This window comes from Rhizobium sp. SRI_017, assembly GCF_057586295.1.
Genome location: NZ_JBYCZP010000016.1, coordinates 108,894 through 118,226, shown reverse-complemented (window position 1 = coordinate 118,226; position 9,333 = coordinate 108,894). Strand labels below are relative to the sequence as shown.

Sequence of the window (9,333 nt, the reverse complement as noted above, 5' to 3'; positions counted from 1 at the left end):
AAAAGGCCCCAGCACCGCGTGCCGAGGCCTTCAAGATGATGCGGTGACTGCGCTCAGCCCTTGAGGTTGCGCTTGCCGAGCGTCCTGAGGCGCAGTGCGTTGAGCTTGATGAAGCCCGCGGCATCCTTCTGGTCGTAAGCGCCCTGGTCGTCCTCGAAGGTGACGAGCTGGTCGGAATAGAGCGATTTGGTGCTCTCACGGCCGATGACCATGACATTGCCCTTGTAGAGCTTGAGCGTCACTTCGCCCTCGACATGCTTCTGGCTCAGGTCGATAGCGGCCTGCAGCATCTCGCGCTCCGGCGAGAACCAGAAGCCGAAATAGATCAGCTCGGCATAGCGCGGCATCAGCTCGTCCTTGAGGTGGGCTGCGCCACGATCGAGCGTGATCGATTCGATCGCGCGGTGCGCGGTGAGGAGGATCGTGCCGCCGGGGGTCTCGTAGACGCCGCGCGACTTCATGCCGACGAAGCGGTTCTCGACGAGGTCGAGGCGGCCGATGCCGTTGTCACGGCCGAGGTCGTTGAGCTTGGCGAGCAGGTTTGCGGGCGAGAGGCGCTCGCCGTTGATGGAGACCGCGTCACCCTTCTCGAAGCCGACCTTGATGATCGTTGCCTTGTCCGGTGCGGCCTCGGGCGAGATGGTGCGCATGTGGACATATTCAGGCGCCTCGACGCTCGGGTCTTCCAGCACCTTGCCCTCGGAGGACGAATGCAGCAGGTTCGCATCCACCGAGAATGGCGCTTCGCCCTTCTTGTCCTTTGCGACCGGGATCTGGTGCTGCTCGGCGAACTCCAGAAGATCGGTGCGGCTCTTGAAGGCCCAGTCGCGCCAGGGGGCGATGATCTTGATGTCGGGGTTCAGCGCATAGGCGGAGAGCTCGAAGCGGACCTGGTCGTTGCCCTTGCCGGTCGCGCCATGGGCGATCGCATCGGCGCCGGTCTTCCGGGCGATATCGACGAGATGCTTGGAGATGAGTGGACGGGCGATCGAGGTGCCGAGCAGGTAGACGCCCTCGTAGACGGCATTGGCGCGGAACATCGGGAAGACGAAGTCGCGAACGAATTCCTCGCGCACATCCTCGATGAAGATCTCCTTGATGCCCAGCATCTCGGCCTTTCGGCGCGCCGGCTCCAGCTCTTCGCCCTGGCCGAGATCGGCGGTGAAGGTGACCACTTCTGCACCGAGTTCGGTCTGCAGCCATTTCAGGATGATCGACGTATCCAGTCCGCCCGAATAGGCGAGCACGACCTTTTTCACGTCCTTGGGAAGCGCCATGATGAGCAATCCGTTGAGAGGGTTGGAATTGCCGGTCTTTTAGCGCGATTGGCGGGAGTTGCAAGCCTCTAGAGGTGGCGCGTGCGGCCCATGCGATTGTGCAGGATGCGGACGATGACGATTCGCGTCTTCTCTTCGCGGAAGAAGATGTTGTGAGAGCCGATTGGGCAGCAGAAATATACGCGATCGGGCACTGCGACCTTTCGGCTGCGCCGATGGCCTGCTGCCAACTTGTTGATCATGCCGATCATATCATTGTGGTAGGAATCGGTTTACTCCATCGACCAGCGCTCGAATGTGTAGCGCCAGATTTCCTCGAGATCGAGGATTGCCGCCTTGGTGAGTATCCAGTGTCTAGGGCTTGGCGGCATACTTTTCGTGCATGCGATTGAGGAAGCTGTCGAAGCCAAAATCGTCGGCGATTCCAGATTCCTCACCTTCGATTAGCGCTTGCCGGATAGCCTCGAGCTCTTCGTCCTGTTCTCTGAGCAACCGGAGCCCGGCCTCGACCACCTCATCGCGGCTTCCATAAAGACCGTCGGAGACCTTCTGGTCGATGAAGGTACCGAAGGCTTCCTCGATCTGGATGGACATTGCCTTACGTATGGCCGAAATCCTGCCTTGAACTTGTTCGATGGCAAGAATATTCGATAACGCTGACCACGGCAACAAATGCCGAGACAAGCGAGTTTCCCATGGCCGAGCAAACAGTGCATCCCGTCTTCAAATCCGGCAACACGGCCGTCATCACTGGCGGTGCTTCCGGCATCGGTCTTGCCGCGGCGAAGGCGTTTGCCGTGCTGGGCCTCAACGTGGTGCTCGCCGATCTCGGCGGCGACAAGCTGCTGGCGGCAGAGAAAGACGTCGCGGCGCTCTCGCCGCGCGGCGCGGATGCCGTGGCGGCGATCCCGACCGATGTCAGCATGCTCTCCGATCTCGAAATCCTTGCAGATGATGTGACCGCCCGCTTCGGCAACATTCATGTCGTGATGAACAATGCCGGCGTGCAGGGCGGTTCGGCGCTGTTCGGACCGCTCGAGAACTGGGAGAAGGTCTTCTCCGTCAATCTCTGGGGTGTGATCCATGGCAGCCGTGTCTTCGGGCCGCGCCTGCTGGCACATGGCGAACCGGCTGTCATCATCAACACCGGCTCCAAGCAGGGTATCACCACGCCGCCGGGAGATCCCGCCTACAATACGACCAAGGCCGGCGTGAAGGTGTTCACCGAAGCGCTGGAGCATGAATTGCGCAACGCCGAAGGCTCGAAGGTCTCGGCGCATCTGCTGATCCCCGGCTTCGTCTTCACACCGCTGGCGTCCGGCGGAAGGACCGAAAAGCCCGCGGCGGCCTGGACGGCGGAGCAGACCGTCGCATTCATGATGACGTCGCTGGCAAAGGGCGATTTCTACATCCTCTGCCCGGACAATGACGTGCCGCGTGAACTCGACGAGAAGCGTATCTATTGGGCGGCACATGACATTATCGAGAATCGCCCGCCGCTGTCGCGCTGGCATAAGGACTATGGCGAGGCCTTCAAGGCCTTCCTCGAGAAGGGCAAAGCGTAATGGAATTCCTGCCTGATCTCACGACCTTCGTCACCTTCACCATCGCTGTGTGGGTCCTGGCCATTACGCCCGGGCCGGACATGACGGCGTCGATCGCCCGTTCGCTGAGCGACGGCCGGACCGGCGGCATGATGGTGGTGCTCGGCACGTCGACAGGTCTCGTCATCCACACGCTGCTGGTCGCGCTCGGCATTTCGGCGCTGATCGTTGCCTCGCCCACAGCCTTCACCGTCCTCAAGACGGGTGGTGCCGCCTATCTTGTCTGGCTCGCGATCCAGGCGATCCGGCATGGCTCCAGCCTGTCGGTGAAGCGCGCCGAGGGACCATCGAAAACCGCGCTTGCAAACTACCTCACCGGCTTCTGGGTCAATCTGCTGAATCCCAAGGTCATCCTGTTCTTCATGACATTCCTGCCGCAATTCGTCACCGCGACCGACCCTCATGTGACCGGCAAGCTGATCGTCCTGGGTTTCTGGGCAATCCTGATGGGCATGCCGTTCAACATCGCCATTGTGATCGCAGCCGAGCGGCTGTCGAGCTGGCTTCAGAACAATCGCCGTATCCTGCGCGGTATCGATTACACCTTCGCGGGCGTCTTCTCGCTCTTTGCCTTCAAGATTTTCGTGACGCAGGCGAAGTAGTCATTTTTGCCTTGATGCTCTCCTGTTGGCGGCGAGATCGCGGTTCTCCGCGATCCTGAGCTTGACGATCCGGGTGACGAGATCGTCGGGAAGCGGATTGTCCGGTGTGAACTGGATCGTGCCCTTGGAAATCTTGTAGGCGGCAAGCGCGTCTTTCAGCGCTTCGTTATGCGCCGTGCTGCCCGGGAAGAAGGACATGTGGTTCCTGAATGCGGCAAAGTGCACGAGGTTGCCTGACAGCTTGTAGGTCGGGATGCCGTAGCCGATGCCTTCGACGGCCTCGGGTGCTGCGGCTCGGATCACGCTTCTCAGATGCGACAGGATGGTCCTGAAGGGCTCCCGCACGCCGGCCAGATAGTCGTCGACCGCCATCTCGCTATCAGTTGCTGCTTTGTCTGCCATCGCGTCGCCTCAGGCTTTGTTCAGTCAAGCTGCCGGAGCTTCTTTTGAAAGAAAAGTCGTTCTGCCTCGGTTTGCGACAGATCATGCGCGAGCTGGTAGGAGAGTTTGGCCTCTTCTTTGCGGCCGAGCCGCGAGAGCAAGTCCGCCTGCACGGCATGGAAGGGCTGGTACTGGGTCAGCATGGGCGCAATCGTGGCAAGCCATTCCATTGCGGTCTCCGGATCCTCGTCATAGGAGATCGCGACGATGCGGTTCAGTTCGAACACCGGGTTGGGAGACATCCGGCACAGCACGCCATAGAGAAGGCTGATCTCGTCCCAGTCCGTCTCTTCGAAACTCGGCGAGTCGGCATGGATCGCGACGATCGCTGCCTGCAACTGATAGGGCCCCGGTCGTCCGCGCTTCAGGGCCAACTCCACCATCGATCCCCCTTCGGCGATCTCGCCGCGATTCCACAGCGAACGGTCCTGATCCTCAAGCGAGACAATCGCGCCATCGGCATCGAGGCGGGCTCTGTGGCGCGCGTGGTGAAGCAGCATCAGCGAGAGCAGGCCCTCGATTTCGGGCTCCTTCGGTTTCAGCGCGTTCAGCGTGCGCCCCAAGCGGATCGCCTCCTCGCAGAGGTCTATGCGGATATGGTCGCCGCCCGACGACGCATAGCCTTCATTGAAAATCAGATAGATGACGGCGAGCACGCTTTCGAGCCGCACGGCCCAGCCATCCGGCCCGGGCACCTCGAAAGGAATACCCGCCGCGGTGATCTTGTGGCGGGCGCGGACAAGCCGCTGGGCCATGGCGTCATGATTGTCGAGAAAGGCGTCGGCGATCTCCTCGGTCTTGAGACCGCAGACGGAGCGCAATGTCAGTGCGACACGCGTCTTCTGCTCGAGAGCCGGATGGCAGCAAGTGAAGATCAGCTTCAGCCGTTCGTCCTTGATCAGCTCCTCGGCCTCTTCTTCGGATGACTGGTTTTCGATCTCGATGAGGTGGGCAATCTCGTCCGATTTCGCCCGGAAATTGGCGGAGCGCCGCAGCCTGTCCAAGGCCTTGCGGCGTGCCGTCTGCATGATCCAGGCCGGCGGGGAGCGCGGCAGGCCGTTGCGGCTCCAGTGGATGAATGCAGATTCCAGTGCGTCCTGCAGGCTATCTTCGGCAAGCTGGAAATCCCTGATGGAGCCGACAAGATTCGAAAGGAGGCGGCCGCCATCCCGGCGCATCAGCGCGTCGATGGCCTTGGAGACGCCGGCTGCTTCCTCCGAACCCTGGCTCATCAGCGATCGAACACCATGATTGGCCGCACTTCCACGGCGCCATTGGCTGCGCCTGGGATCAGTGCCGCGTAACGGACGGCGTCGTCAAGATTGGCGCAGTCAAGTATGTAGAAACCCGCAAGCTGCTCCTTTGTTTCCGCGAAGGGGCCGTCCATCGTCTCCGTCTTGCCGTTGCGCACCCGGACCGTCGTGGCTGTCGACGACGACTGCAGGGCATCACCGGTCACATAGACGCCGTCGCGCCGGTAGGTTTCGTTGGCGATCCTGTAGCCGTCCATCATCTTTCCGAAATCGGGCGAGCCCGGTGGGGTCATGGTGGCGGGGTTGGTATAGATCAATGCCATGTACTTCATTTCAATCTCCTCAATCCCAATCCTCTTGATTGGTACAGGATGACGAACGGGATTTTCCGGATCGACATGCGATCCGGAAAAAAATCATGCCAGCGACCAGGCGAGGTAGGCGACGGCACCGAGGATCGTGAGATGCGTGCCGACCGTGCCGGCAATGCGGAAAGGCTCGGTCGGGTTTTGATTGCTCAGACCATAGACATGGGCGACACGCGAAATCAGCAGCAGGGCGCCGATGACGTGAAGCCAGGCGCCAGGCATGCCGCGTAGCTCCGCGAGCGCCATCATGAAGAGCGCGAAGGGCACGGCCTCGGCGAAGTTGCCATGCTTGCGGATCCAGAGCGCGAGTTCGGGGTGGCCGCCATCCATGATGGATACGCCGTATTTGCCACGTTTGGTGCTGACGATGATGGCCAGTGTGATTGCCGCAATGGCGAGAATGGATGCGTATAGTGATGTGATCTGCAATGCCATGATTGGGTTCCCCCGTGGGTTGACGATACACCGGGGTGACGATCCGCCAACGGACAAATCGACATGTCACCAAAAATTCCTGTGAGTAGCCGCTAAAATAATTCGGTTCTTGCGAGTAAACGCAAAAGTTCCGGCCCGCCGGCCCCATTCAATTCAGGATCGAAGATCTCGGGAATTGCTAGCCGGAGAACCCGCCATCGGCGAGGAATTTCAGTTCTTCGGGCGTGGAGATACGACCAAGCTGCGGGTTGCGATGCGGAAAGCGACCGAAGCGCGCGATGATCTCGTAGTGCTCGTCCGAATATTTGGTCCAGTCGCCGCCGAGCACATTGAAGAGCCGGACGGACAGCTTCTGGTCCTCGATATCCTCGGAATGTTCGAAGGGCAGATAGAAGAAGGCAGGCAGCATGCCGTCGAAATGCTTGTCATGGCCTTTCTCGATCGCAAGATGGGCATACATTCGAGCGAGCGGGTCGGTTGCGAACATGTGCCCGGTGCCGCGGAAGGCATTGCGCGGGAATTGGTCGAGCAGGATCATCAACGCCAGCGCGCCTTCGGGCGTCTCGATCCACGCATCGTGCTCGCGTCGCGCGGCGGCGAAATGCAGGTCGAGGAAACGGCTGCGGAATTCCTCGTCGAAGTCCGCGTTCTTGGTGAACCACTTCTCCCAGCCGGCCTCGACCCAGAAGGCGAGACAATCTGCGGCGGCTTTATTGGCGTTCTGTTGCATTCTCACTCCCTTTGCGTCTTAGCCAAGCGCTTTCTCGAGGGTGCGTGTCACCCATTTGTTGAGGCTCAACCCCGCTTTCCGTGCGGCCGTCGAAAGCGCGCGGTGGAGTGCGGGTTCAGCCCGGACAACGAACTGACCGGAATAGGGCTTTTCAGGCTCCTCACCGCGTTCCGCGCAGAAGGCGAGGTAGTCTTCGACCGAGTCGGCGAGGGCCTGCTTGAGTTCCTGCACAGAGGCACCCTGGAACGTGATGACATCCCGCAGATTGATGACGTCGCCATGGAAAATCTCGGCTTCCTCGTCGAACTCGATGACGGCCTCATAGCCCTTATAATGCATCATGCTCATGGTCGTATCTCCGCTTCCGTCAGGAATCGCCTCACCGATTTTACTGCGCCCTTGTCTGTTTCCTTCTGCGGATGCGGTCGATGAAAGACGGCGCGTATTCCGTTCAATGCCACCCGCACGCGCGAACCTTGGCCTTCGGTTATGTCAGCGCCACAGGCGACAAACAGCATTTCGATATCCCGCCAGACGATATTGGATCGCACCGGCTCTGCGAAGATTGCCCGAAGCGTGGCGCGGTGTTTCGCGGCGAAGTCCATAGTATCAAATTATGATATCACTTGGTGATTGGCAACAGATCATTCAATGCCCTTGCTATAGCGTCGGATCGCCTGCCGTTAGTCTGCCTGATGGCGTGTCGGCGGGGCGCCGATGCCGTCGTCGGATTCCGGGCCGTGCGGATATTCGGGACTGTGGGAATGTGTCGTTTTTTCAGTTGTCGTCGGCGCCGTGAAGGCTTCGGCGTCGTAAAATGCGAGATGCAGACCCCAGTAGCCGCTCATGAACACGACAAGTGCGACCGCGAGCCCAGCGGGGATGGCCGGCAGATGTTGCTTGAGCTTGGTCAGCACGCCGGCCTCGCGGTTCTGGTCGCAGGCGACGGCGACCAGGATGGCGGTGATCAGGCCGTGGCCGATAAGGTCGATGCGGCCAAATGGCCAGACGGCGGCGGTGAAAATCACGATCAGCGCGATGGCCGAGAGCCGGCGGATCAGCGCAGTCCAGAGCAAACCGAAGCCCATGGTGAATTCGGCGACACCGGCCATCGGAATGAAGATGTCGCGCGGCATGCCGAATGTCAGGAACGGCTTCTCTAAGACCAGGGGATAGAACCATTCCGGATAGGCGAATTTCTCCAGGCTCGACCACATCAGCGCGATCGCGAGACCCCATCTGAGCGCCTCGAAGCGATGCTTCCGCCATTCCTCCTTCATCGGTTCCAGTATCAGGTAGGCTGCGACGGCGAGGCCGAGCGCGAGATAATCGAGAAGATGGAAGAGATCGTAGTCCCGCGCCGCGAGCAACCAGAGCGCAACAATTCCGACGCCCGCCAGCGGCATGGTCCGGCGTGAGAAAATCAATGCGGCGATCAGCAATTGTAGCCATGAGACCCATTCGGCCGGTGTTTTAAGGTCAGGCGTCAGATAGACGCCACCGACTGCGAAGATTGCCACAAAAAAGGCGCCGATGACGACGCGGATATAGTCGTCGATCCGTGCCCATAGCGGACCAGTCAGGCGATCAAGCGTGTCGTAGGCCGGCGTGCCGACGCGGCTGGTTTCGAAGATGCGGGTCAAGATGAAGAGGACGACGACGAGCGCGATGCCCGTCCAGAACCACGGATTCTGGAAAACGGTGACGAGTGGCCGCGGCGGTTCGCCGACGATATAGGGCGCGAACCATTTTACATGCGCCTCGGTGATCGTGGCAGTCGACAGGATCATGGCCGCGAGGCCGGTCCCGGCAGCAGTTCGAATTGCACGACGGCTAATATGCATTGGCAACATGACCCCACCCCGATCGCCATGCATTCATGGCATTGTGTGGGGCGTCTCTGCAATCGGAGAATGCACTCGGCGCGACATGGCAGACACGGGCGTAGGGGCCAGGTCGGTATCAGCCGGAGTAGCGGTAGTGCCCCGTGATCTCCAGGGCGAAGAGTATGTCCTCGGCAAGCGTGCCGCGGCCGATATTGTGGATGACAAGGGGAGTCGTGCCGGCATCGTTCAGCCGATACGAGACGATTCCGATATGCGGGCGGCCGTCGGGCAGGATTTGCGAGATGATATCGCCCGGCTTGTAGTCGGCAGCCGAAGTACTGACGGCAACGGCTGCGCCCCGGCGCTGGAAATAGGTGCGAAGGTTCGGCACGCGGCGGTGATCGATGTTGCGATCAGTCGAGGTGAGGCCCCAGAGTTTGGGATAGGCCGAGAAGGCCTTCCTCATATCCTCATGCACCAGCTTCTGCAGGTCGATGCCGAGGCCGTCGCGATAGGCGCGAACCACCACATCGGTGCAGACACCGATCTCGCGTGGCACGTCGCCGCCTGGATAGGCGATCTTGCGATAGGCTGCGTCATAGGTGAGGGTCACGCCGATCTGGCTCTCGGCCGCCTTGACGAGCTTGTCCGCCCAGGGCTCGACGATCGGGATTTGCGCTGAACTGCGCGAGGGCAACATTGCCAAGCCGCCGGCTGCAGCCAGATTTGCTGCAGCGCCACCAACGAAAAGTCGCCGTGAGATCATCGAAAGCCCCCGAGACATGCTCCTCAGAGTA

Annotated in this window: 15 protein-coding genes; 3 read left to right on the top strand and 12 right to left on the bottom strand. The window is 60.5% G+C overall.

Annotated elements, in window-relative coordinates; translation table 11 throughout:
- Positions 1-53 precede the first annotated feature (53 nt).
- From AC2YI2_RS27585 to AC2YI2_RS27575, 3 genes are all read right to left on the bottom strand, one after another.
- Complete coding sequence (locus AC2YI2_RS27585; RefSeq protein ID WP_487389737.1) at positions 54-1,277, bottom strand: argininosuccinate synthase; 1,224 nt, start codon at positions 1,275-1,277, stop codon at positions 54-56.
- A 68-nt stretch (positions 1,278-1,345) separates the two neighbouring features.
- Positions 1,346-1,528, bottom strand: coding sequence for a hypothetical protein (locus tag AC2YI2_RS27580; RefSeq protein WP_487389736.1), 183 nt, complete (start codon positions 1,526-1,528; stop codon positions 1,346-1,348).
- 103 nt (positions 1,529-1,631) lie between these two features.
- Positions 1,632-1,871: a type II toxin-antitoxin system ParD family antitoxin gene (locus AC2YI2_RS27575; protein ID WP_487389735.1), complete on the bottom strand. Its 240-nt coding sequence runs from the start codon at positions 1,869-1,871 to the stop codon at positions 1,632-1,634.
- Positions 1,872-1,972: 101 nt separating this feature from the next.
- On the opposite strand from AC2YI2_RS27575, the gene AC2YI2_RS27570 reads away from it, so the two are divergent.
- Together AC2YI2_RS27570 and AC2YI2_RS27565 are read left to right on the top strand one after the other, a co-directional pair.
- Positions 1,973-2,842 (top strand): SDR family NAD(P)-dependent oxidoreductase, encoded by an 870-nt coding sequence (locus tag AC2YI2_RS27570; protein ID WP_487389734.1) that lies wholly within the window; start codon positions 1,973-1,975, stop codon positions 2,840-2,842.
- Positions 2,842-3,483, top strand: coding sequence for a LysE family translocator (locus AC2YI2_RS27565; protein WP_487389733.1), 642 nt, complete (start codon positions 2,842-2,844; stop codon positions 3,481-3,483). The genes AC2YI2_RS27570 and AC2YI2_RS27565 overlap by 1 nt, the downstream gene beginning before the upstream one ends.
- On the opposite strand, the gene AC2YI2_RS27560 is transcribed toward AC2YI2_RS27565, so the two are convergent.
- The 7 genes from AC2YI2_RS27560 to AC2YI2_RS27530 all read right to left on the bottom strand — a co-directional run bounded on the left by AC2YI2_RS27560 (position 3,484) and on the right by AC2YI2_RS27530 (position 7,201).
- Positions 3,484-3,885: an iron chaperone gene (locus AC2YI2_RS27560; RefSeq protein WP_487389732.1), complete on the bottom strand. Its 402-nt coding sequence runs from the start codon at positions 3,883-3,885 to the stop codon at positions 3,484-3,486.
- Positions 3,886-3,905: 20 nt separating this feature from the next.
- Positions 3,906-5,156 carry an RNA polymerase sigma factor gene (locus AC2YI2_RS27555; RefSeq protein WP_487389731.1) on the bottom strand — a complete coding sequence of 417 codons (1,251 nt, stop codon included), beginning with the start codon at positions 5,154-5,156 and terminating at the stop codon, positions 3,906-3,908.
- Positions 5,156-5,509, bottom strand: a complete 354-nt coding sequence (locus AC2YI2_RS27550) for a YciI family protein (protein ID WP_487389730.1) — start codon at positions 5,507-5,509, stop codon at positions 5,156-5,158. The genes AC2YI2_RS27555 and AC2YI2_RS27550 overlap by 1 nt, the downstream gene beginning before the upstream one ends.
- 84 nt (positions 5,510-5,593) lie before the next feature.
- Entirely contained in the window at positions 5,594-5,980 is a 387-nt protein-coding gene (locus AC2YI2_RS27545) for an MAPEG family protein (RefSeq protein ID WP_487389729.1), read from the bottom strand.
- Positions 5,981-6,158: 178 nt separating this feature from the next.
- Complete coding sequence (locus tag AC2YI2_RS27540) at positions 6,159-6,710, bottom strand: DUF924 family protein (RefSeq protein ID WP_487389728.1); 552 nt, start codon at positions 6,708-6,710, stop codon at positions 6,159-6,161.
- 18 nt (positions 6,711-6,728) lie between these two features.
- Positions 6,729-7,058: a type II toxin-antitoxin system HicB family antitoxin gene (locus tag AC2YI2_RS27535; protein WP_487389727.1), complete on the bottom strand. Its 330-nt coding sequence runs from the start codon at positions 7,056-7,058 to the stop codon at positions 6,729-6,731.
- On the bottom strand, positions 7,055-7,201 hold the full coding sequence (locus AC2YI2_RS27530) for a type II toxin-antitoxin system HicA family toxin (protein WP_487389782.1): 147 nt from the start codon (positions 7,199-7,201) through the stop codon (positions 7,055-7,057). Before AC2YI2_RS27530 ends, AC2YI2_RS27535 begins: the two co-directional genes overlap by 4 nt.
- Here AC2YI2_RS27530 and AC2YI2_RS27525 point away from each other — a divergent pair.
- Positions 7,139-7,330 (top strand): hypothetical protein, encoded by a 192-nt coding sequence (locus AC2YI2_RS27525; protein ID WP_487389784.1) that lies wholly within the window; start codon positions 7,139-7,141, stop codon positions 7,328-7,330. The genes AC2YI2_RS27530 and AC2YI2_RS27525 overlap by 63 nt on opposite strands.
- Positions 7,331-7,393: 63 nt before the next feature.
- On the opposite strand, the gene AC2YI2_RS27520 is transcribed toward AC2YI2_RS27525, so the two are convergent.
- Both AC2YI2_RS27520 and AC2YI2_RS27515 read right to left on the bottom strand, forming a co-directional pair.
- The gene (locus tag AC2YI2_RS27520) at positions 7,394-8,500 is read right to left on the bottom strand and encodes a hypothetical protein (protein WP_487389726.1); all 1,107 of its coding nucleotides are present in this window, start codon (positions 8,498-8,500) and stop codon (positions 7,394-7,396) included.
- 172 nt (positions 8,501-8,672) lie between these two features.
- Positions 8,673-9,302, bottom strand: coding sequence for a DUF1287 domain-containing protein (locus AC2YI2_RS27515; RefSeq protein ID WP_487389725.1), 630 nt, complete (start codon positions 9,300-9,302; stop codon positions 8,673-8,675).
- Positions 9,303-9,333: the final 31 nt, after the last annotated feature.

Excerpts from the sequence above, each read along its gene's own strand:
- AC2YI2_RS27585 (WP_487389737.1), bottom strand. The coding sequence starts at position 1,277 with ATGGCGCTTCCCAAGGACGTGAAAAAGGTCGTGCTCGCCTATTCGGGC.
- AC2YI2_RS27580 (WP_487389736.1), bottom strand. The coding sequence starts at position 1,528 with ATGATCGGCATGATCAACAAGTTGGCAGCAGGCCATCGGCGCAGCCGA.
- AC2YI2_RS27575 (WP_487389735.1), bottom strand. The coding sequence starts at position 1,871 with ATGTCCATCCAGATCGAGGAAGCCTTCGGTACCTTCATCGACCAGAAG.
- AC2YI2_RS27570 (WP_487389734.1), top strand. The coding sequence starts at position 1,973 with ATGGCCGAGCAAACAGTGCATCCCGTCTTCAAATCCGGCAACACGGCC.
- AC2YI2_RS27565 (WP_487389733.1), top strand. The coding sequence starts at position 2,842 with ATGGAATTCCTGCCTGATCTCACGACCTTCGTCACCTTCACCATCGCT.
- AC2YI2_RS27560 (WP_487389732.1), bottom strand. The coding sequence starts at position 3,885 with ATGGCAGACAAAGCAGCAACTGATAGCGAGATGGCGGTCGACGACTAT.
- AC2YI2_RS27555 (WP_487389731.1), bottom strand. The coding sequence starts at position 5,156 with ATGAGCCAGGGTTCGGAGGAAGCAGCCGGCGTCTCCAAGGCCATCGAC.
- AC2YI2_RS27550 (WP_487389730.1), bottom strand. The coding sequence starts at position 5,509 with ATGAAGTACATGGCATTGATCTATACCAACCCCGCCACCATGACCCCA.
- AC2YI2_RS27545 (WP_487389729.1), bottom strand. The coding sequence starts at position 5,980 with ATGGCATTGCAGATCACATCACTATACGCATCCATTCTCGCCATTGCG.
- AC2YI2_RS27540 (WP_487389728.1), bottom strand. The coding sequence starts at position 6,710 with ATGCAACAGAACGCCAATAAAGCCGCCGCAGATTGTCTCGCCTTCTGG.
- AC2YI2_RS27535 (WP_487389727.1), bottom strand. The coding sequence starts at position 7,058 with ATGAGCATGATGCATTATAAGGGCTATGAGGCCGTCATCGAGTTCGAC.
- AC2YI2_RS27525 (WP_487389784.1), top strand. The coding sequence starts at position 7,139 with ATGAAAGACGGCGCGTATTCCGTTCAATGCCACCCGCACGCGCGAACC.
- AC2YI2_RS27520 (WP_487389726.1), bottom strand. The coding sequence starts at position 8,500 with ATGATCCTGTCGACTGCCACGATCACCGAGGCGCATGTAAAATGGTTC.
- AC2YI2_RS27515 (WP_487389725.1), bottom strand. The coding sequence starts at position 9,302 with ATGATCTCACGGCGACTTTTCGTTGGTGGCGCTGCAGCAAATCTGGCT.